The organism is Bacilli bacterium (assembly GCA_035326105.1).
Classification (GTDB): domain Bacteria; phylum Bacillota_I; class Bacilli_A; order RFN20; family CAG-826; genus UBA7706.
In genome coordinates this window covers 261,794-282,303 of sequence record DAOKYO010000002.1, presented here as the reverse complement: position 1 = coordinate 282,303, position 20,510 = coordinate 261,794, and the positions used below count along the sequence as shown (strand labels likewise).

Below are 20,510 nucleotides of genomic sequence, written 5' to 3'. Positions count from 1 at the left end.
AACCTCTTTTATTTTCGAATCAAAGCCTATCTTTGATAAATGAAATAATATTAGAAACACCGACGATATTTATTCACACTGATAGTTGATAGTTATGGAACTAAAGTAAGTGTTACTGGAACCATCGGAAATAAACTTAATATATCTATTCGCAGTGGAAGGAATTTCAACCAATGTTGTTCCCGAAGCTACACTCGTATTGACCCATTCCGAACCATCTTCAGAACTTTGAATAATAAATCCCCCATTTGCGGTTCCATAGGTGATAGCCACTGAGGTTATGTTTTGGAAACTGCTGACGTCTTGATCGTTCTCCGGTGAAAGGGGATCGATATAAAATGTGATTGAAGCACCTTCATCCTGTTTAAAACGTGTTACATCATTTCCAAGAACGGTGGTATATGAGACCACGATATCAGCAAAAACTTTGTAATTACTTTGGCCTAAGCGCGAGGATATTGTGTATGCGTTTGCTGAATATGCGCCACTTTCAAGTGTGGATTGCGATTTCTTAAAAGTCACAGAAAACTCTTGCCCAGGGGTTGCACCGACGACGAATTTGGCTGGGGAATTCAATATTGAATTTGAACATATCCCGCCAAAAACTCCGACTGAAACAAGAGCAAAAACGTCAAAAGCCTTTATTTTTTTCCCATTGTTGCGAATAACCATAATAAGTCCTCCATTTTGTAAAATATGCGAATAAATGCAAAGCGCCCAATCCGCATTAATTGTATTTATATACATATATAATCATTTTAGTTATTTACCTAAATGAGATGTAATAAAACAATGCTTTTTGGTAATGGAAAAGTGTTCAAGAAAGTAAGTGTATCCACTTCCTTTTCAATATTGTTAAGTCAACTCTTTCTGTTTCTTTTCTAATCTCAGTCAGATGACTGTCGATTTCTTTGATTCTAAGATTTAAATTCATTATTGAATACTCCTTTTTGCTTTGATTAGTATTCGTTTTCTTGCCAGTATTGACTTCTCGTTTTGTTCTTCCTTATCCAAGGCAGTAAGTTCCATTTCCATGTCCAAACTGCGAGCATAAACGAATGTGTCCTCATAAGCTGGTGCATTCACGATCAATACATCGTATAATCTTTCGATAGATTTGATATGACGTTTTGGAATCGTACCACTTCTCTATCCCATGACCGATCTTTAACTGTGAAAGCAAAGTTTATCTTATCCAAGAGACCTGCGACCACAGTTCGATAAATTTCTTTGTTTGAGCTTGTTTCAAGGAGTTTGGCAGAAACTTTAAGCCCAATATCATCAACAAGTAACGTGAGTGATCCATTTCTTGTTCGTGCAATCACTAAGATATTATCCTGTTGGTTATACTTGAGAGGAACATCTTTCATATTGGTTGAGGTTAATGCTGCTGGTTCAATGACTTCAATGAATCCACGCTTTTCGTTCCTATTAGTGTTTCTATATTAAATACAATGGGATAACCTTCTAAAGTCATCCCTTCTGTTTCTTGATTAAATCTAATCTCTGATAATCTGATTTCTTTATTCATAACGATAAAAACTCCTCCGATACATTGATTTTATCGAAGGAGTTTCTTAAATCTGATACCCAGACTGAAGACTCGTGAAGAAAATTTATTGATTTTTATCTAATTTGTATTAAGATAGGCAATCGCAACATTTATAGGCACTGAAAATGCTATGCCATATACTGGATTTCCAGTACTATCCTTTATTCTAAAGGTGGTTATTCCAATTAACTCACCATATTCATTTAATAGAGCACCGCCACTATTTCCGTCATTTATAATCAAATCACACTGTATGACATTTCTTTCTAAATCATTATAGTTTATGTTTACTTGTGGTAGACTCACAATACCTTTTGTTATACCTATTCCATGATTCAATCCATTTCCAACCGCATAAACTATATCACCAGAATGAATTTTGGAACTATCTGAAATAGTTGATGGTTTTAACTTTATATCCGTAATATCATTCATTTGTAAAAAAGCAATGTCCAAATTTAAATCATATTTGATTAAATTTACTTCTCTATATTCATCTTCATATGAAAATCTTATTTCGAAATACTCATATGAAATATACAATCCAGATTGCTTATAAGTGACCATGTGTGCATTTGTTACTAACGTTCTATTTCCATCAATGATAACTGCAGATCCATATGTAACCAGTGTTTCCCCTGTATTGGATTTTAATTCTACAACGAAGTTTTGAGATGCTTCAAATACTTCCTTTGAAGTTGGCGTTTTCCATAAGAACATATAAATTAAAACTAAAACTAAAGCAACCCAAGTTACTGTAGAAATAGTCAATATTATTTTTAATATTCTACTTTTACTCATAAACATTTATGAACTATGATTTATTGGTTATTGATTTCCAATATTTGGAACCCCAACATGTATTCCATTTGTCCATAATCCATCTCCACCATATGCCATTTCAGGATACTCATCCTCGGAAAATCTTAAAATATATAAAGACCAAATTCCAACATTACCAGAATCACTAGTATCTTTGACATACCAAATAATTGCTATACGATAAATATCCTCGGTTGTTGTAACATCATAGGACATGTTAAACCATTTCTTTTCGACTCCAGAATTTCTGTCAACTTCGGATCCTAAACCACCTGTTGTATATGTATCAAAAATTCCATCATAATAGTTAAGGAGTTCTACAACACTAGAATCAAAATCATCTATTTGAGTCGAAATATTGGGAGCAAAAAGTTGCTTCACTTGATTAATATCTTCGCTTTGTATAGCAGTTAATAGTTTTTCTAAATTATCTTCAGATATTTCACTATCACTTTCAAAATTACATGATACTAAAAATAAGGCACCACTTGTGAGCAGAAAAACTAGTGTTTTACGTATAAAATTAAACATTTTTGTTTCCTTTTTAAATGAGTTTTTACGATGATCTTGGTTTACCAACTTGAATGCCTGGTGTCCATTCTCCATCGCCACGATATGCATAATCGGGATTTGAATCTTCACTGAGTTTTAGGATGTACAAAGACCATATTCCCACATTAGCACCATCGCCCGTATCTTGAACACACCAATATATTGCTGTGCGATATACATCCGTAGTTGTTGTAACATCATAAGATATATTGAACCATTTTTTTGTGATTCCAGAATCTACATCTATATCCGTTCCTAATCCCCAATTTCTGTATGATGAATGATTCCCTTGATAATATGCAAGCAGTTCATCAATATCATCATCAAAATTAGATATGTTATTAATTTTATTATGGGCAAATAAAGCATGGATAGTATCTTTGTTTTCCGTCTCAATGGCATTCAGTAAACTATCAAGTTTATCTTCAACTATTTTATTATCATTATCAAAAAAGGCAAAATCACACCCAACCAGTGTCAAACCTAATACAATAAATAGTAAACATGTAATACAATATTTTAATATGTTTCTTTTCATAAACACTACTACAACACCCCTAGTCATTATATTGCTAATCTTGATAGACCTTTGCAATATTAATTCCATTTGTCCACATGCCATCACCCCAATATGAATAGTTTGGATTCCTATCATCCGAAAACTTAATAATATACAGCGACCATATTCCAACATTATCAATATCATTTGAGTCTTTTACATACCATCTGATACTGATTCTGTATATATTGTCGATAGTAATTATATCATTTGACATATCTTGCCACTTAATCACTCTATCACCATTTTTATCAATATTTGTTACTGGTCCACTATCCTCATATGATTCATAACTACCTACATAATAATCAATTAGATTTTGGATTTGAGTATCAAAGTCTTCAATATTTTCTAAAACATTTGGTGCAAACAATTCTCTAATATTCAAAGCATTTTCAGAATCTAATGCAGTGATTAGTCTTTCAAGATTCACTTGTGCAATTTCTTCATCATTATCTACTGAAAAACATCCAACTAACGAAATCGAACTGACCAGTGTAAAAACTATATATATAAATGATACTAATTTATGTTTCATTTGTTTCTCCTAAATATTTTACGTTCATTTCAATTTCTAAAAGGTGTAATTGGCAATCAAACCGTCGAACCCCCAACCATAATTTTTGTACTTGTTACTGAAAGCATTGAACATTGATGTGTTATTAAAAGTGACCGAAAATGACGCTTTCAAATCATCTCTTTTTACATTTTGATACTTGTAATTAAACCCTGTGATCCACCATTGTTTTGCCGTTGGTTCCCAATTGATAATGTTTGTGTTCTTATAATTCAATTGTAATGTCATAGTCATAGCTAAGTTTTTATCGACTATCCAAATTATATCACTATATGACCATCGTTTATAAATGCCAAGTTCTGCTCCAGCGCCAAGGTTTAGATAGTCACCTTTCCAAGCCCATAAAATATAATCATCAATACCATCAGAATTTATATCAAATGGAAATTTTTTTGATCTCATACTTGTTGAAGCATTGAAGACGGTATCATAAAAATCTGTGTATCCAAAATACTGTTGCCAACCATCAAACGACGCATGATAAATTCCTTGATCGTCTTTTCCCATGTTCAATAGCCAGGCACCTACACTCGCGGCAAGATCTGGTCCCAATATAGTAATAGCGACTGTAGTGGCAATTCTAACGGCTGGTTTTAATAAGGATGCAACTGCGTTTACTATTGCTGTTGCCGCTGTAGAGACGGCATTCACTACCGTATTAACAAGTGCAGAAAACCAATTGTTTTCATCAAATAAACCAGATTCGGTCAAGTCAGATAGCCACAATAACTCATCATCAATTACAAATAGAACATCCGGTTCGTTTGCGGCATTCGGGGTTATTATTCCAGGTATTGTTTCAAAAATTGGAATGTCCTCTATACCTTCGATAATAACACTTAAAAGTACTGTGTTTTCTTCGTCAGTATAATTTATTTCATAACGAACCATAAACGTATCTTCAGTGTTGTCAAGTCCAACCAAGTCGAGTTCATCAAGTATTGACATATTAAATGATTTCTTGGCAATTAATCCTAAACTATTATCCTTTACTTGCAAAGAATGCTCATCGAATTCTTCTAAAAAACTTGAATCCAGTTCATAGTTATCAGTATAGTAAACTGTTCTTGTTTGCTGTGTTTGTTCAACATTAAAATGTGCATTAAAACCACTAAATGTTAAAATTGTTGCAAGATAAACTAAAGCCAATGCAAAGTGTTTTTTCATCGCATCCTCTTTCTAGCTATTCATTAAATTGAGTTGTAAAGACCTCTTGATTCATTTTTACCACTTACTATTATTTTTTTGCAAGCACTACCATTTAGAATATCATATATTGAAAAACCATTTTTTGTGTAAAGTTGTAAACAATGTAAGACCAAATTCTTCAAAAAAAGAAGAGTGATTTGATAATATCATTAGGCAATCATTCCTTTCTTGATTAATTGGTTTTTTCTAAAGGTGTGAGCCTCCCGATTGAAGAACGGCAGATATTGTTTGATCTAATAAAGTAGGCTTTCATTTGTTTGATTAAGTCGTTGCAGTTATAAAACTTAAGGGTTGAATAGAAACGATTGTTGTCATTGCGATGGCGGCGTTCAATTTTGCCATTGTGACGAGGGGCGCGGGGCCTAATCAGTTTGTGTTCAATGCCTAGTTCGCTACATAAAGTGTCGATTGGGTGGATTGTCTGATTTGCTTGATTTTAACAATCTCGTAGTAACCATTTGCCTTAAGAGCCAGCGCTAGAGACTAACTGGGTGACGGGTATAACCAATCGAAAGTCTTAGCTTGGAAAACAATTCATGAAGTCCAATCTTGGGATTACGTCGCATCAAATCAACAATTTTCTTGATTTCATCTGTGGTATGGCTGTTGGACTGAGAAGTATGAGGGCGAGGTGATTTGTCGAGAAGTGATTCTTTGGTCCTGTCAAACACTTTATTCCATCGCATTAGAAAAGCTTTGGATAAGGGACACTCCCGCGTGACATACTTAATTGAATATCTTTTTGATTGTAAAGTAGAACAGCATAATAACGAGTCTATGCCTCGCACGGGAAATACAATAAACTTTGCAGGGGTGATTTGTATACCTTTCTGTAAAGATTTCAGGCCTTACAGAGATACTGTAAACCACCTCTTTTTATTTCTAAGAAAAGTCTCACAGCAATTGTAAAGAAACAACATTAAGGGCCTTTATTTTTTTCATTATTGCGAATAACCATAATAAGTCCTCCATTTTGTAAAATATGCGAATAAATGCAAAGCGCCCAATCCGCATTAATTGTATTTATATACATATATAATCATTTTAGTTATTTACCTAAATGAGATGTAATAAAAAAATGCTTTTTGGTAATGGAAAAGGGTTCAGGAAAGTATAAGAAAACAACTTGCATTTTTTGAAACTATTTTTTATAAAAAAGTTAGAATGAACTGATTTTGATGTATTTTGTGTGACAAACCGGATTTTTCTTTTCTTTTATTGGTTTTCAAATTGGTTTTCCCGCTCTTAATTTTGTCTAAGGAATTCCTTACTATTCTTATATCGCATCCATGATTGAAACAATTATTAGTTTTATTTTTAAGCACATTAAGCATCAACAGCATAATTATTTCGGTAACAAACGAAAATATATTATCGATACAAACATCTAACTATTATTTCCACTTGCGTTTTCCTTAAACTCCCTCTTTTTTATAACGATTGAATCGGTTGTCGATCACTTTGCAAGAATAACGCTAGATTTTCGTATTCTCATTCCCGCTTTAATTCCACGATCAATTATCTTTTGAATCTATATGGAATATTCTACGCATAAGCCGGTGGGTGATAAAATTAAAATATATAAAAAAGCAGAAAAGCAAACGGATAACAATCTCATCTGAATCGGCATATGGTGAAATTTTTACATATTTCATTTAAGTTGGGATTTATTAAAAATGTAAGTTTGTAAATGATGTGAGACCAGAATTAGAAAGAAAAAATGAGTGATATGTTAGGCTATAGATGCTACAAGATGTTTTTCATCATGTTCTTTCCATGTTTCCTCATAACCTAGAATCAATTGATGCGTTTCTTCTGTAATTAATAAATCATAGACATCTGTATCTAAATATCTTTTAATCACTTCATGAATTATAAAGAGATGATAGTTTCTGTTATATCAGATATAAGTTATCCAGTTGTACTTTAGGTTGAACACCTTGTCGTTTATACTTTTCTAAACATTATCGACTTCAATATTGAGTCTATACAAATATGAATTTATTTGTGTCAGGCTAATTTTTTGTACAAAAAAAGCCCTAAATTGGCTAATTTATGTGCATTTTCGGTTGTTTTATCAACCAATCTAAGACTATTTTGGAGTCTCTTTTCACCTTAACTGAAGTGGCTTTTTAAGGCGAAAATATTACAACTGCTGCGAAAATGTCGAAATGGGAAAAAAGTGAAAATTAAAACTTTTTTAGCTGAAAAGCTATTTTCTCGATTAATGTATTAACAAAATTTTCAATTGCATATTACTCTGTAATGAAAGGTTCAAATCAAAAATTACTGGCACATTTAAATATAGAATCTAAATAATTTTTATAAGAATAAGATGCAAGATAACTTTTTTGTCTTATCAGAAAAATATTGATAAACTTCCTGATAGCAGAATTGAATAATACTTGTAGTAATTAACAGATTATGACGATTAATTGTTTGGTCTATGAAATAAAAAAGTGGGAAATCAAATAAGCTTGCCCCCCACTTGATTTCATCGGCCCTAATTTTTTTAAAAAACTTTGCTACGAAGAGTGTACTGTTAGTTTGCCTATACAGATTCTTCCTCTATTATTGTTATTTGTACTGATCATTTGGTTTACTTCAGCGTAAAATCTAAAACCGTAAACTGGTTTATTGAAATTAACGGTATACGTTGTTGGATTATCCCTGTTTCTTGGCAAATTTGTTGTATCAGAAAGAAGATCAAGCTTTCTGTTCCAATCTCCCTTTGCATTAATTTTATATGCATCTGTTTGTACTTGTAACTCAGCCTTACCAGTATTTTTATCTAACAACTCAACTTGAAATTCACGCCAATGTGTCAATTCCACATTAATTTGAAAAACTGGAACTGAAAATTTGTATTCAATAAAAGCATATTTTACTCCATCTCTAATTGGTGATAGAACAACGTATTGGTTTTGAATGAAACCAGTCCTAAATCTTCGTGTTCTTAATCCTATATGGTCTACATTAAGATGAGTGTTATATAAAACAGCAGTCCTTATGTCGGTCGGATAATAATCAATAAATTCATAATCGCTTTGATTTATAACTGTCTCTTCAGAAAACTGTTCTCCTGATGAACTAATAAACTTATTAATAGTACTGGAATAATAATTGTTCGTTCGCTGGCGAGGTAAAGCATTCATATTTAGGCTATAGTAATCAGCAATTTTGATATTAAAATATTCATCTATGTTTCTCTCTGTTTGATTTATATTCCATCCCATATTTCCATACAAAATGTCATTAACTTCATCGTAGCAATAAGCAACAACTAGATGCCCACTTGCGGCCTCGTTAGGGTCTTTAATTCCATTGTTATTAGTATCATTATAGTGACTCCCGCCAACAAGAACTGGCTTTCCCGATTGAACTAGCGCAATTATTTCATTTCGAAGACGCGCTTTTTCTAGTGGGGTTTCTTGCTGAAGTTTGCTTGTATTAAGTGTAACAACGTTTGCAATTGCTTCGTTGTTAAGCAAATAATCATTTATAGTATTTACAACTATATTGTAACTAACACCAATTCCATTCAAATAACTTTGATTACCAGAAGAATAATAATCATAAGTTTGTGATGGTTTAATTGATCCATTATTTAATGCAATAGAAAACAACTTACCAAGAAATGTATCATTATCTATTAATAATTTAACTTCTTGCATAATGCCAAATTCAAAAGCCCTTGGAAAATCACTTGAAGCAATAAACTCATCTCTCGTCATATCATCAGGTTTTATTTTCTGAATAATTGCATTTTGTGAAGGCATAGTGTCATTCTGAACGCCTGGTGATGCGACAGTAAGATTTTGTAAACTAGCGCCGATAATTGCTACTGGAGAATCATACTTTTCATCAATTATTGCATCATTCCAATACGTATCATAAAAGGACAGCAACATCGAAATCCCTGTGTAACCACATATCCCAAAAGAATTAGATGGCTTATTGGTCGCCAAATTTCGATAATAAGTTTCTAAAAAACTAGAGTCTTGTGAAAAATTAGGATCACCCAAGCCGGTGTCATCTGGGGCTGGTTCATAATACAAATCATTCTTTCTTTCGATCAAAGTCTGATTGGAAAAATCATCTGCAAAAACCTCATTTTTAATATCTTTTTGTTGAGGTGTGTACATTCCTGTTAAAAGAATTGAGCCAATAAGTAAAAAAACATTCATAAATATATTCCCTTTAATAATCAACCTTCGATTCCGAAATAATAAATTTCGTGATCAGAGATTATTGTTTCTGGTGTAAGCTGAGTCTCATTGTTAGTTATATAACGATCATAGTAAAAAAAGGTAAACATGAAATATCCGTTAATAAGAGGTGGAACCTTATAGTTCAACACTTTATTATCTTCCAAGCCAAAGATTTCCTCTTGTGTTAATTTCTGCCCTTTTTCAAATATTAAGATTGTTTCCGCAAGAATTGTATTGCCAAATCCGCCCCCTACAGTAGAAAAATTAGTGGCATCTAATTGAATAAAATGAATGTCAACTTTGTTGTCAGTAGGACTTTGTTCTGAAACACTAATAGTTGAACACCCCAATAGACAAGAAATAATAAAACTTAGTAAAAGTAATTTGGTGGTATTTTTAATCATAAACTATTATCCCCTTATATATACTTTTTACATTATTTACAAAAAAAATTGTTAAGTCAAGTTTGGGCAAATAATTCTTTTCCAATTGCATCTGAATATTCTTTAATAACAATAGTTATAATCACTGATCAATTAAGCGTAATTATTGTCTAGAATTACGGCACAAACGAAAAAATCGAACTATTGATGCACTAGTAATCGTACTACTAATATTTGTTTTATTTGTAAATGTACATCACGTTTTTATAAATCATTTTTTCAAATGTTATCAGTGGATAAATGTCCTTTCTCATCATCAGTTCTCATTTCATTTATCTTATTAGTTTGAGAAACTACTTCTATTTTTCGCACTGCTTGTGCAGTAGGTGTTTATACCAACTCAATATGGATTTTTACCGCATGACTTATTTTCTATGGGTTGGCTGAGAGCATACAAATTAAAAAAAGAACCAATCGTCTTGTTCGGTTCTAATGTTCTAAATAGGACTAATGTTTGGAAGTTGAGTCTTGACTAGATTTAATAGTTACTGTTTATTTCTAAATGAACTTAAATGCTCTAGTGTCGACTGCACTCAGCAATGTGAGCTCCTGTTGCCTATTTGAATAATAAAGGTTTAATATGTTTGTTTTGCTTCTACAATAAAATTATTAATACTTTTGTAGTTTTAATTCTAATATTTTCGATTCTTTATTTGCCATTAAAAGTGGTGATTTTAGCGCAATTTTTGATTTACACGATTTTTCCACTATTTGCATACCTATTACCCATAGAAGTATATCATTTTCTGCTTTAAGCATCCAAAAACCGCTATTACTTAATAGATCATCTACAAACATGTTTTAAATATATATCTTCTTAATTGTTTAATAATAATTTATTCTTAATTTTTATGTTAATGCCCTTTATTACCTACTTGCGCACCTTCCACAAATTTAATGTACTTTGGATTTTTAGAAAAATCTTGCCACTCGATAAGAAAATCTGCTTTTGAATCAATAAAGTTACTATTTTTACTAATGAAATTTTCTATCAATAAAACATCACTTCTATCACAGTGTTCTATTTTATTAAAAACATCAGAATGAGGATTAAATATAATTAGAGAAATATTAAACATTGTATTTTTAACTAGTTGTTCTATTTTGGTTGATTTAGTAACATTATAAATGGAACTGAAGGGCTTGAGGTCGAGCAGATCCTTAAGGACTACGCAGAGAGCAAGCTCTGGGTGGACTCCGCTCGCCTGTCAGAGCTCTATTCGTCCCTGGAAGGGAAAAGCCCCAGGGATCAGCTTTCGATCTATTCCGAGATTTCCTCTCTCCTCGTTTCCATTGCCAAGAGAAAGCTCGTCGATGTCTCAGGGAAGCGCATCTTCGATCTGGCTGAGAAAGTGACCAGTACATTTGATATCTATTCTGCCAAGGAACTCTTCCCGTCATGCATCATCAAGGGGAATGATGTCTATCTAGGAGCATCTCTATTCGGCTCTAGGACATGCGATGTCCCTTCTCCTGAGAGCATCCTCTTCTCTGGGGATAAGGAAATAGTGGAGAGATACAGGAAGGCCGTCCTCCGCTTTCACCTCTTCATCGGTCTGTGAGGTTCGTCCTTCCGTACCCTCGTTTTTGGCGGTTCGTCCTTCCGTGACTGAATACTAGAAAAGAGGGAATCTGAAGGATGAAAATACCAATTCGGGCAAACAATTGAAAATGGCAAAGAAAAACCACTCAGTGATGAGTGGTTTTCTCTCGATAGATACTGGCTTTTTCGGTAGTGGTTACCTTAGCCATCAACAGCGATTTGGAGCAGGTGACGGGAATCGAACCCGCATAATCAGCTTGGAAGGCTGATGTTCTACCACTGAACTACACCTGCATCATGGCGGACTAGAAGGGAATCGAACCCTCGATCTTCTCCGTGACAGGGAGACATGTTAACCGCTACACCACTAGTCCACATGGCTTTGCGAAAAAGATTGTATCATACTATTAGCTTTTGGACAACAAAAAAATAGCGGATATCCGCTATTTTCTTACTTTGTGTTTAAAGCCCAAGCTTCCAATGGTCCCTTAGGAATATAACCAACTTTTGTTCCGACAATTTTTCCTTCGTTGTAGAGGATCATAGTTGGAATTGAGTAAACGGAGAATCGAGCGGCAAGTTCGCCTTGCTCGTCGACATTTACTTTCAAAACAGTAAGTTCTTTTCCCTCCCCATCAATCTGTTCAAGCACGGGGCCAAGCATCCGGCATGGGCCACACCACGGAGCCCAGAAATCAACTAGTACTCTTCCCTGTTTGGTCAATTCATCGAATTGTTTGGCGTTTTCAACATGGACAATCATATTTTTTTCCTTTCTTGCCTAATGGGCAATTAGATACATTACTAGAGCTATAATCGCAATATGAGTCGGATAATACAAGTAATAAGTTATTTTAAACCATTTTGGGTTGTATCCGATTTTTCCACTGTAAAATAGAAGCGGAATGGCTGCTAATAATGCGTAACTTTGAACCGCTTGATTTAAGACATCAAGTTGAGGATCAATCGCAACGATAATATAGCAAACTAACTGAATGAATAAAAGAAAAACGCACTCAATAATATTTGCAAAATTTTGAAATTCGCGGGTTTCGGTAAAAGCGGGGTTATCGATATTGTATTTTTTTAAGCTTCGATAGACATATTTTGTAGCAACGATTCGACCTAAATAAAACCCAAGTATCGTCGCTAATCCATATATTCCATACATCGGTTCCAAAAATTGGGGAAGGGGAAGTCCCACGTAAGAGTATAAAATATCGTAAACAATTAAATATATGGCCGGAAGCATAAAATACCATATTTTTTTATCGGGTTTTCTAAAAAAGTAAACCGTCATAATGCTGGCAATTAAAGTGAAAAAGATATTGCCATTAATTGCACTTTCGCCGTAACCCAATTCTAGAATCATTGATGGAATCAAGATTACAAGAGCTAAAAGTGCCAAACGCGTTAAATACTTTTTAATGTTTTTGGTGTGCAAAGCCCCCTCGAGAGCCAGGAAAGCATATATCGGAAAGGCGATACGACCAACGATTCTAAGCGGAACCAGCACACTTTCATCGGTAAAGATGCCAAAATAGTATAAAAAAGCCGCCAAATGGTCAATCGTCATTGTGATGATAGCGATGACCTTTAAAAAGAAAGATGAAAGAAAGTTTTTCGGTGTATGGTTCATCATAGGTACGCGGTAATAAGAATTGCGACATAGCTAAATAAATTATTTAACACATGGGCAATGATTGAACTCGGGGCTCCGTCGCGGTCATAAGCATAGCAGAATATGATACCCGCAATAAAGTAGGAGGGTAGATTTAACAATTCGTTCGTTAAGTCGGCAGTTGCAAAGTCAAAATGAATAAAACCGAATACCAACATAACCACAAAGTAAGCTAGGTATTTGTTTATTTTCCTAACGCCGTCAAAAAGGCCGACTCGATAAGTCAATTCTTCAACGATAGGTCCAAGAAAAGGAATCCAAATAAAACTGGTAACGGGGTGCGATAGTATTACGTTAACCACGGCATTCTGATTGGCGTTATCGGTTACTCCACCCTTATATATTACATTAATGAAAATACTGTAAGCAGTAGAAGCAATCATCGCCAGTAAGCCGTAGGATATACCTCGAACCCAAGTTCTCTTTTGTTTAAATGCTTTTTTAAAACTGGGGAGCAAAGGATAGGTGAGACCAAAAAGAAGCGCCAAAGCGGCCATATAGCGAAGGCCATTGACTGTGCTCAGATAGTCGACACTTGACTGATACACCAAAAGGGGAATAACGCCCTCTTGTTTAACAAAGAACACTGCCAAATTGCCAAATATAACTGAAAGAATATCCAGGCCTAAAAAGCCCAAGATAAAAACAAAAAAGTTAGTTGTGCCACTAATACGTGGATAAGTAACTTTAGGTTCTTTTACCCTTTCGATGTCATAGTTAGCCGTTGAAGTTTCATTCATAAATAAGCATCCCCTACATGTATGTAGTATATATTTTTGGAAACAGTCGTGCAAACAAATATCATCATCGTAAACTTTTTTGTATCATCCTTTTATAATTTTACGAAAAATATATACTATTGTTATGGAGGATCGAGTTTATGAGCATGAATTTTTCCCTAGACCCGACTGATTTCGTAAAAATTCTAAATGGCATCGCCATTGGGCTGGCTGCCCTACTGGTAATCGCCTTTGTCGTAGGTATCTTTCGCAAATTTTGGCGTAATACGTTGAATTTACTTATTTTCGTTGGACTTTTGGTGGTTATATTTTTCACGATTAATCCTCTGCTGAATTGGTTCTTGGCCCTTCGTTTGCAAAGTATTCCTTTGGTCGGAGGTTTCATCCCCGCAACATTTAACTTGACGATATCGGGGACCAGCGTCCCGATTTCCACCTCGACGGTTGAATTGACTCTAAGACAGATGATTGAAAGTTATTACACGGCTAACGGCTTAAGCGTAGCGGAATCACCGGATTTTAGCAGTTACGCATATGGTCTGGCCTTGGTCTTTGCTCGTTACGCTTTATATTCTTTACTAGTAACATTGGCCATAATCATCACTCCGATCATAATGCTTTTGTTCCGTCTTATCGGCCTTTTGTTGCCCAAGAAAAAAAAGATTCGCATTTTTCAGTTTCGGCGTTTATTTGGCGCCGCCTTTAATACGATTCGCGTGGCGATTATCGGCTTGGCAATTTTGATTCCGTTTACTTCGTTCGCCAACACAGTGGCACGGGCTTTCAGCGATCCCAATAATGCCGAAGTGGATGAAAATGCCGCCGGGTATACCGGTATCAAACAGATGAGTGATGCCTATTTCGACTCTTTTCTTTATAAAACGCTTTTTGGCTGGAGTGCCAACAGCGAAGGCGAGACATTTGACACTACGTTGATGAATATGATGACGGATGGGGAATATAATGGGGAGTCGATAAGTTTAACTACTGAAATCACCACATTAGCCGGTATCGGAAAAACGGTTCTTAGCAGTGGAATCGGAACGGAAAATTTCGACTATAATGATTTTTTTACCCCCGATGTGATTAATTCGCTTTTCAACAACATCGAGAACAGTAATTTGATGGTTAGTTATATGCCGATTATGTTCCATGGATTTTTTTCAGCCGCAGACAATCCCTTGGTCAGTGACTCATTCCGGCCATTTTTTGCCAATGATGTTCTTGGATTTAACTACGAACAAGAATTGGAATCGATGAAGCAACTTTTGCTCGACTTAATTGCCGGGGATGCCATTAATTCCATCTATCAAGTATACGCGGACGAAACGGCAGGTAATGCCGGACCCACGGCTTTCTATGACGCTATTTTCGCCCCGAGTGTAAAAGATGCGATGATCGGTGTTTTATCGCAGATGGGAACATCACCTTTCATAAGCGGAGTATTCAGTAATTTCTTCTATGCCGAAGCCACTAAATCAACGGGAACTAGCAATGCTTTGACGCTTATTTTTCCTAGTGACTACGAAGAGTTCTCCACCCAAAATTGGGCGCATGAACTAACGGAAATATACGAAGCGTTCGCAAGAATGTACGGACTTGATAATAACGTTGCCGCAGTTTTAAACGGTGATGAATCCAATTTATCTTGGGATGAGTTCGTAAAAGATCATACGGATGATTTCAAGAGTATTCTTGGCGGAGATTATAATGCCGTAACTGGTGATCTAGAAAACTACGACCCGAATAACTTCAACTATTCGACAGGAACTTCGGCATTGTTTGACAGCGATTTGTTGATGAAGAATGCGAAGCCATTCTTGGCTTATATCTTTGCCGACTACATCGCCGCTTCGCCCGTCAATGCAACTGTGTTTAATCTGGCAGTTGATTCCTGGGATGACAGCAATCTCGCTACAAAGCGTTTGAACTATAAGAATGGCATCAGTGATTTATTGGATCTCGTTACGGTCATATAATGAGTAGTCTAACAGTCAAAACGACATCGATATATGTGATTGAAGTCGATAAATCGAAGTTCATTGCTCTTTTATTCCCAATTAAAAATGATGAATCCTTCAAATCGCAAATTGTCCTTTTAAAAGAAGAGAACAAGGGCGCCAGTCATTTTTGTTTCGCCTATCGAAACGAAGATAGCGAGCGGATGTCGGACGATGGAGAACCGCATGGAACGGCTGGTTTGCCATTGTTAAATCTTCTTAAAAATGAGAATTTAAGCGATTGTGCCCTAGTCGTTGTCCGCTATTTTGGCGGTCATAAACTTGGGGCGGGACGGCTATTACGCACCTACGTAAAAGCGGGAAAAGGGGCAATAAGTGCCGGCGAAAAATACGAGCAAATTCCGGGGATAAAACTAAAAGCGGCTTTTGATTACTCCCAATGGGAGATTATTAAAGGAAAACAGGTTGTTTTACGGGACGAAATAATTAAAATGGACTATAATGTCAAAGTTGAAGTGACACTTCTTCTTGCAGAAGAAAGGCTTACTTCATTAATTGATTACTTGGATAGTGATGACTTTATTATCACCCGAGAACCAGCAAATATTTTAAGGAAAGTTGAGGTTGTTTAATGGCGGATTGTAACCATGATTGTGAGCACTGCGAGGAGAATTGTGATTCGCGCGCGGCGCCTCAGAGTTTACGCGTAAATTTAAATACGCGCAGTAAAGTAAAACACGTAATCGGAGTTGTTTCCGGAAAGGGCGGAGTTGGAAAGAGCCTTGTAAGTTCTTTGACCGCGGTTGGGTTGGCCAATAATGGTCATCATGTCGCAATTTTGGATGCGGATATTACGGGTCCATCAATTCCTCAAGCCTTCGGCATAAAAGAGAAAGCGATGGGCGATGGCGAGTTGATATTTCCCGCTCGTAGCGAGAAAGGCATCCAAATTATTTCAGCCAATATGCTGCTCGATAATGATGAAGATCCAATACTTTGGCGCGGAACGTTAATCTCCAACTTGGTCAAGCAGTTTTTTACCGATGTTTTTTGGGATGATGTCGATTATATGATAGTTGACTTACCGCCAGGAACGGGCGATGTTGCCCTGACTGTTTTCCAAAGTTTGCCTTTGGATGGGATTATTGTCGTAAGTACCCCCCAGCAATTGGTGGAAACTATCGTCAAAAAAGCCGTCAACATGGCTAAACAGATGAATATACCGGTTTTAGGACTGGTGGAAAATATGAGTTATATTACCTGTCCGGATTGCGGAAAGAAAATTGCCCTGTACGGCAATTCCCAACTGGATGTTTTAGCGGGTAAATATAATGTTCCTTTACTAGCCCGGTTACCGTTGGTTCCGGCAAACGCAACCCTAATCGATGCGGGTTTAGTAGAGAATACCGACGTGGAAGAATTTGCTCCGGTGATCGAAGCAATTGAGAGGATTAAATAAAATGAAACAGAGTGAATTTGTTTTAAGAAGAAAAAATGCTTTTGATAGGATGGCTTCAAACTCAGTTGCCGTTTTATTCAGCGGGATTGCTCCCAAACGCTCAGCAGATGAGAATTATGCATTTGAAGTTAATCGCAACTTTTATTATTTGACGGGTATTGATCAAGCCCATTCAATGTTGCTCTTAATTAAAAAGGACAGTGAAGAGGAAGCGGTTCTTTTTGTCGATCGGTTTGATGAGTATAAGGAAAAATGGACGGGAAAACTTTTGACTGTCGAGGAAGCGAAGCGCCTAAGCAGTATTGACGATGTTCGTTTCAGTGATGAATTCGACAATGATATTGGAAAATTGATGGCTAAAGATACCGTTAATTCCGTTTACTTTGACCTCGAAAAAGATTTAAAAATCGGTGAGAATCAAACTACGATTGATTATGCGACGGCATTTGAAAGTAAAACCAAAGCGGAAGTCAAGAACATTTACCCGTTATTGATGCGCTTAAGAATGATTAAAAGTACGGAGGAGATCGCCAGTTTACGCGCGGCAATTCATACGACATGCGGCGGACTTGAAGCCCTTCAAAAAAATATTCGCGGGGGAAAATACGAATATCAAATGGCGGCTTTGTTTGAATATACGATTCGGGATTTAGCCAATGCCGCTCTTTCCTTTCCGACGATTACCGCCGGTGGAAAGAATGCCATTATTCTCCATTATCCCACTCCTAATGCGGTGATTAATGATGGTGATTTGGTTTTATTTGATTTGGGAGCGAAGGCGGATTTATATTGTGCGGATATTTCGCGAACCTATCCGGCTAGCGGCAAGTATTCATCCTTACAAAAGACCATATATGAAACCGTTTTAACCGCGAACAAAAATGTTATCGCAATGATTAAGCCGGGATTAACTTTAAAGGATCTTCAGGACTACACCATCGCTTTTTATCAAAAAGAATTAGTGCGACTTGGACTCATAGATAATCCGGATGAGGTAAAGGACGTCTACTACCATAACGTATCTCATCATCTGGGAATTGACACGCACGATGTGAGTGATCGTTCGTTGCCGTTACAGGCGGGAAACGTCATCACCGTCGAACCAGGATTATACTTCAAAAAATATGGCATCGGGATTCGCATTGAAGACGATGTCCTCGTAACGGAAACGGGCAGTGAAAACCTCTCAAAAGAGATTATTAAAGAAACAGCCGATATTGAAAAAGCCATCCAAAGTCGCTAAATAAATGAGCGTCTTAGGCAACAAAGTGGCCTTTAAGTTGAGCACTTTAATGGAAAGTTTTAAAACAAGAATCGTTATTGATTCTTGTTTTTTTATTCGAGTCGCATTATAAATACCAGTTTCTTCTGCAAAGAGTTAAATGAGCTGTTTTAATAATATGATAAGCGATGATATGATGGTTATATAAATCGATAATTGTTGAGAAATACGCCCGTTTTTTATCATAGGTTATATAGCAGTATCCATGCACTATATCTAATTTTTGCTTTTGGCTTTGCACTGTTTTCTGAGATTTGTAATTTTTAGTAGCCATAATAAAAACTCTCTACTGACGTTATATGATGAAAAGCTTTTTTATTTCTTGTGCACTAAATGGTACTCAGTTCAGCAACTAAGACTTTTTTCTATTGTTTAGCACAGCAAAAGCAACTAGAATAAAATTAATCGAGGAGCGAATATGGAACAATACATCATGACCATTGACCAGGGAACAACTTCCACGCGGGCGATGCTTTTCAACCGCCGCGGCGAAGCCCAATTCATTGCCCAGCGCGAGGTAGAATGCCTTTATCCAAAGCCGGGATGGGTGGAACAAAATGCGCTTAGTTTATGGGTGAGTGTTGTCGACGTCGTCAACGAAGTGTTAATTAAAGCGGATATTACAATTAAGGATGTGGCGGCGATTGGAATTACCAATCAACGGGAAACGACGGTTGTGTGGGAGAAATCAACCGGGCGCCCAATTTACAACGCAATCGTTTGGCAATCACGCCAAAGCGATGACATCTGTGATCGCTATAAGACAAGCAAGAAAATGATTCACCAAAAAACCGGACTACTTTTGAATTCATATTTTTCAGCCAGTAAAATTCGCTTTATTCTCGAAAATGTCCCCGGAGCGGAAAAGAAAGCTCAGGCGGGAGAGTTGATGTTTGGCACGATTGATAGCTGGATAATTTACAAAATGACAAACGGCAAAGTTCACGCGACCGATATAACCAATGCCTCCCGGACAATGCTATTTAATATCGTGGAGGAAAGGTGGGACAATGAACTGCTGAGTTTGTTTCAGATACCTTCCTCAATGCTTCCCAAAGTCGAATCGAGCAGTTTTGTTTTTGGAAGGGCATCATTTTTTGATTCTAACGTTCCAATTACTGGAGTGGCGGGCGACCAGCAAGCCGCCCTTTTTGGTCAAACATGCTTTCATAAGGGCGAGTCAAAGAATACATATGGAACCGGCTGCTTTATGCTGATGAACATCGGTGATAAACCGGTCATGAGCAAAAAAGGGCTTTTAACGACCATTGCGTGGCGGATTAATGGCAAAACCACCTATGCTTTGGAAGGCTCGGTCTTTGTCGGCGGGGCTTCGGTTCAATGGCTGCGAGATGAGATGAAACTTATCCGTGATGCCGCTGATAGCGAAAGATCGGCAAAGATGATCACCGATTCGGAAGGAGTCTATGTCGTACCTGCTTTTGTAGGACTTGGAACTCCATATTGGGATGATGAAGTCCGCGGAGCTATATTTGGCATCACGCGCGGCACATCTAAATATCACATCGTGCGCGCTACTTTGGAGTCGATAGCCTACCAAAGTAAGGATGTTATCGAAGTGATGAAAAAAGAAGCGCATCTGAGTCTTCCGCTTTTAAAAGTCGATGGCGGAGCGACCGCCAATCGCTATCTGATGCAGTTTCAAAGCGATATTCTGCACTGCACAATCAAAATACCTAAGGTTCAGGAGACCACGTCGCTTGGTGTCGCCTATCTTGCAGGTTTGGCCATTAAGTTTTACTCGTGTTTGGATGAAATAGAAAACATTCATCAATATCGGGAGGAATTTCTTCCTAAGATGAGTATAAGCGAAATTAACCGTCGTTATAAAGGCTGGAAAAAAGCGGTTGCTGCCGATCGTGTTTTTAAATAGTTTAGTTGAATATATCGGCATAAGT

Annotated in this window: 24 protein-coding genes and 2 tRNA genes; 6 read left to right on the top strand and 20 right to left on the bottom strand. The window is 36.4% G+C overall.

The window, feature by feature from the left end; genetic code table 11:
• Positions 1–69 precede the first annotated feature (69 nt).
• From PKC96_05575 to PKC96_05510, 14 genes are all read right to left on the bottom strand, one after another.
• A complete protein-coding gene (locus PKC96_05575) occupies positions 70–672 on the bottom strand; it encodes a hypothetical protein (protein ID HMM00794.1) in 603 nt (200 codons plus the stop codon).
• 261 nt (positions 673–933) lie between these two features.
• Complete coding sequence (locus PKC96_05570; GenBank protein HMM00793.1) at positions 934–1,086, bottom strand: hypothetical protein; 153 nt, start codon at positions 1,084–1,086, stop codon at positions 934–936.
• A gap of 295 nt (positions 1,087–1,381) precedes the next feature.
• On the bottom strand, positions 1,382–1,531 hold the full coding sequence (locus tag PKC96_05565) for a hypothetical protein (GenBank protein ID HMM00792.1): 150 nt from the start codon (positions 1,529–1,531) through the stop codon (positions 1,382–1,384).
• 99 nt (positions 1,532–1,630) lie between these two features.
• Entirely contained in the window at positions 1,631–2,353 is a 723-nt protein-coding gene (locus PKC96_05560) for a trypsin-like peptidase domain-containing protein (protein ID HMM00791.1), read from the bottom strand.
• Positions 2,354–2,380: 27 nt separating this feature from the next.
• On the bottom strand, positions 2,381–2,905 hold the full coding sequence (locus PKC96_05555) for a DUF5104 domain-containing protein (protein HMM00790.1): 525 nt from the start codon (positions 2,903–2,905) through the stop codon (positions 2,381–2,383).
• 25 nt (positions 2,906–2,930) lie between these two features.
• Positions 2,931–3,464: a DUF5104 domain-containing protein gene (locus PKC96_05550; protein HMM00789.1), complete on the bottom strand. Its 534-nt coding sequence runs from the start codon at positions 3,462–3,464 to the stop codon at positions 2,931–2,933.
• A 34-nt stretch (positions 3,465–3,498) separates the two neighbouring features.
• Positions 3,499–4,023 carry a DUF5104 domain-containing protein gene (locus PKC96_05545; protein ID HMM00788.1) on the bottom strand — a complete coding sequence of 175 codons (525 nt, stop codon included), beginning with the start codon at positions 4,021–4,023 and terminating at the stop codon, positions 3,499–3,501.
• Positions 4,024–4,059: 36 nt separating this feature from the next.
• Entirely contained in the window at positions 4,060–5,229 is a 1,170-nt protein-coding gene (locus PKC96_05540; protein HMM00787.1) for a DUF4474 domain-containing protein, read from the bottom strand.
• Positions 5,230–5,443: 214 nt separating this feature from the next.
• A complete protein-coding gene (locus PKC96_05535) occupies positions 5,444–5,653 on the bottom strand; it encodes an integrase core domain-containing protein (GenBank protein HMM00786.1) in 210 nt (69 codons plus the stop codon).
• 94 nt (positions 5,654–5,747) lie between these two features.
• The gene (locus PKC96_05530) at positions 5,748–5,957 is read right to left on the bottom strand and encodes a hypothetical protein (GenBank protein HMM00785.1); all 210 of its coding nucleotides are present in this window, start codon (positions 5,955–5,957) and stop codon (positions 5,748–5,750) included.
• 1,839 nt (positions 5,958–7,796) lie between these two features.
• Positions 7,797–9,458, bottom strand: a complete 1,662-nt coding sequence (locus tag PKC96_05525; protein ID HMM00784.1) for a hypothetical protein — start codon at positions 9,456–9,458, stop codon at positions 7,797–7,799.
• Positions 9,459–9,478: 20 nt separating this feature from the next.
• Positions 9,479–9,886: a hypothetical protein gene (locus PKC96_05520; protein ID HMM00783.1), complete on the bottom strand. Its 408-nt coding sequence runs from the start codon at positions 9,884–9,886 to the stop codon at positions 9,479–9,481.
• A gap of 648 nt (positions 9,887–10,534) precedes the next feature.
• Entirely contained in the window at positions 10,535–10,723 is a 189-nt protein-coding gene (locus PKC96_05515) for a hypothetical protein (protein HMM00782.1), read from the bottom strand.
• Positions 10,724–10,779: 56 nt separating this feature from the next.
• Entirely contained in the window at positions 10,780–11,004 is a 225-nt protein-coding gene (locus PKC96_05510; GenBank protein HMM00781.1) for a hypothetical protein, read from the bottom strand.
• A gap of 111 nt (positions 11,005–11,115) precedes the next feature.
• Between PKC96_05510 and PKC96_05505 the strand changes: the two genes are divergently transcribed.
• Positions 11,116–11,487 carry a hypothetical protein gene (locus tag PKC96_05505; protein HMM00780.1) on the top strand — a complete coding sequence of 124 codons (372 nt, stop codon included), beginning with the start codon at positions 11,116–11,118 and terminating at the stop codon, positions 11,485–11,487.
• A 201-nt stretch (positions 11,488–11,688) separates the two neighbouring features.
• On the opposite strand, the gene PKC96_05500 is transcribed toward PKC96_05505, so the two are convergent.
• The 5 genes from PKC96_05500 to PKC96_05480 form a co-directional block, all read right to left on the bottom strand.
• A tRNA-Gly gene (locus PKC96_05500) sits at positions 11,689–11,762 on the bottom strand.
• 4 nt (positions 11,763–11,766) lie between these two features.
• A tRNA-Asp gene (locus PKC96_05495) sits at positions 11,767–11,842 on the bottom strand.
• A 77-nt stretch (positions 11,843–11,919) separates the two neighbouring features.
• Entirely contained in the window at positions 11,920–12,231 is a 312-nt protein-coding gene (gene trxA, locus PKC96_05490) for a thioredoxin (GenBank protein ID HMM00779.1), read from the bottom strand.
• Positions 12,232–12,249: 18 nt separating this feature from the next.
• The gene (locus PKC96_05485; GenBank protein ID HMM00778.1) at positions 12,250–13,110 is read right to left on the bottom strand and encodes a TraX family protein; all 861 of its coding nucleotides are present in this window, start codon (positions 13,108–13,110) and stop codon (positions 12,250–12,252) included.
• Positions 13,107–13,889, bottom strand: a complete 783-nt coding sequence (locus tag PKC96_05480; GenBank protein HMM00777.1) for a type II CAAX endopeptidase family protein — start codon at positions 13,887–13,889, stop codon at positions 13,107–13,109. Before PKC96_05480 ends, PKC96_05485 begins: the two co-directional genes overlap by 4 nt.
• A 140-nt stretch (positions 13,890–14,029) precedes the next feature.
• Between PKC96_05480 and PKC96_05475 the strand changes: the two genes are divergently transcribed.
• From PKC96_05475 to PKC96_05460, 4 genes are read left to right on the top strand one after another with little or no spacing between them, the layout of a single operon-like run.
• Positions 14,030–15,868, top strand: a complete 1,839-nt coding sequence (locus PKC96_05475; protein HMM00776.1) for a hypothetical protein — start codon at positions 14,030–14,032, stop codon at positions 15,866–15,868.
• Positions 15,868–16,482 (top strand): YigZ family protein, encoded by a 615-nt coding sequence (locus PKC96_05470; GenBank protein HMM00775.1) that lies wholly within the window; start codon positions 15,868–15,870, stop codon positions 16,480–16,482. Before PKC96_05475 ends, PKC96_05470 begins: the two co-directional genes overlap by 1 nt.
• Positions 16,482–17,309, top strand: a complete 828-nt coding sequence (locus tag PKC96_05465) for a P-loop NTPase (GenBank protein ID HMM00774.1) — start codon at positions 16,482–16,484, stop codon at positions 17,307–17,309. The genes PKC96_05470 and PKC96_05465 overlap by 1 nt, the downstream gene beginning before the upstream one ends.
• A 1-nt stretch (position 17,310) precedes the next feature.
• Positions 17,311–18,552 carry a Xaa-Pro aminopeptidase gene (locus tag PKC96_05460; protein ID HMM00773.1) on the top strand — a complete coding sequence of 414 codons (1,242 nt, stop codon included), beginning with the start codon at positions 17,311–17,313 and terminating at the stop codon, positions 18,550–18,552.
• Between the two features lie 106 nt (positions 18,553–18,658).
• Here the strand turns inward: PKC96_05460 and PKC96_05455 are convergent, their stop codons facing one another.
• A complete protein-coding gene (locus tag PKC96_05455) occupies positions 18,659–18,865 on the bottom strand; it encodes a hypothetical protein (GenBank protein ID HMM00772.1) in 207 nt (68 codons plus the stop codon).
• Between the two features lie 144 nt (positions 18,866–19,009).
• Here PKC96_05455 and glpK point away from each other — a divergent pair, with 144 nt between their 5' ends.
• Entirely contained in the window at positions 19,010–20,485 is a 1,476-nt protein-coding gene (glpK, locus tag PKC96_05450; protein ID HMM00771.1) for a glycerol kinase GlpK, read from the top strand.
• Positions 20,486–20,510: the final 25 nt, after the last annotated feature.

What these genes read in the sequence shown, in the direction of transcription:
- PKC96_05545 (HMM00788.1), bottom strand. Translation starts at nt 4,023, where the DNA reads ATGAAACATAAATTAGTATCATTTATATATATAGTTTTTACACTGGTC.
- PKC96_05480 (HMM00777.1), bottom strand. Translation starts at nt 13,889, where the DNA reads ATGAATGAAACTTCAACGGCTAACTATGACATCGAAAGGGTAAAAGAA.
- PKC96_05520 (HMM00783.1), bottom strand. Translation starts at nt 9,886, where the DNA reads ATGATTAAAAATACCACCAAATTACTTTTACTAAGTTTTATTATTTCT.
- PKC96_05575 (HMM00794.1), bottom strand. Translation starts at nt 672, where the DNA reads ATGGTTATTCGCAACAATGGGAAAAAAATAAAGGCTTTTGACGTTTTT.
- glpK (HMM00771.1), top strand. Translation starts at nt 19,010, where the DNA reads ATGGAACAATACATCATGACCATTGACCAGGGAACAACTTCCACGCGG.
- PKC96_05475 (HMM00776.1), top strand. Translation starts at nt 14,030, where the DNA reads ATGAGCATGAATTTTTCCCTAGACCCGACTGATTTCGTAAAAATTCTA.
- PKC96_05565 (HMM00792.1), bottom strand. Translation starts at nt 1,531, where the DNA reads ATGAATAAAGAAATCAGATTATCAGAGATTAGATTTAATCAAGAAACA.
- PKC96_05515 (HMM00782.1), bottom strand. Translation starts at nt 10,723, where the DNA reads ATGTTTGTAGATGATCTATTAAGTAATAGCGGTTTTTGGATGCTTAAA.
- PKC96_05550 (HMM00789.1), bottom strand. Translation starts at nt 3,464, where the DNA reads ATGAAAAGAAACATATTAAAATATTGTATTACATGTTTACTATTTATT.
- PKC96_05485 (HMM00778.1), bottom strand. Translation starts at nt 13,110, where the DNA reads ATGATGAACCATACACCGAAAAACTTTCTTTCATCTTTCTTTTTAAAG.
- PKC96_05455 (HMM00772.1), bottom strand. Translation starts at nt 18,865, where the DNA reads ATGGCTACTAAAAATTACAAATCTCAGAAAACAGTGCAAAGCCAAAAG.
- PKC96_05540 (HMM00787.1), bottom strand. Translation starts at nt 5,229, where the DNA reads ATGAAAAAACACTTTGCATTGGCTTTAGTTTATCTTGCAACAATTTTA.
- PKC96_05560 (HMM00791.1), bottom strand. Translation starts at nt 2,353, where the DNA reads ATGAGTAAAAGTAGAATATTAAAAATAATATTGACTATTTCTACAGTA.
- PKC96_05525 (HMM00784.1), bottom strand. Translation starts at nt 9,458, where the DNA reads ATGAATGTTTTTTTACTTATTGGCTCAATTCTTTTAACAGGAATGTAC.
- PKC96_05530 (HMM00785.1), bottom strand. Translation starts at nt 5,957, where the DNA reads ATGCGATGGAATAAAGTGTTTGACAGGACCAAAGAATCACTTCTCGAC.
- PKC96_05555 (HMM00790.1), bottom strand. Translation starts at nt 2,905, where the DNA reads ATGTTTAATTTTATACGTAAAACACTAGTTTTTCTGCTCACAAGTGGT.
- PKC96_05470 (HMM00775.1), top strand. Translation starts at nt 15,868, where the DNA reads ATGAGTAGTCTAACAGTCAAAACGACATCGATATATGTGATTGAAGTC.
- PKC96_05465 (HMM00774.1), top strand. Translation starts at nt 16,482, where the DNA reads ATGGCGGATTGTAACCATGATTGTGAGCACTGCGAGGAGAATTGTGAT.
- PKC96_05510 (HMM00781.1), bottom strand. Translation starts at nt 11,004, where the DNA reads ATGTTTAATATTTCTCTAATTATATTTAATCCTCATTCTGATGTTTTT.
- PKC96_05460 (HMM00773.1), top strand. Translation starts at nt 17,311, where the DNA reads ATGAAACAGAGTGAATTTGTTTTAAGAAGAAAAAATGCTTTTGATAGG.
- trxA (HMM00779.1), bottom strand. Translation starts at nt 12,231, where the DNA reads ATGATTGTCCATGTTGAAAACGCCAAACAATTCGATGAATTGACCAAA.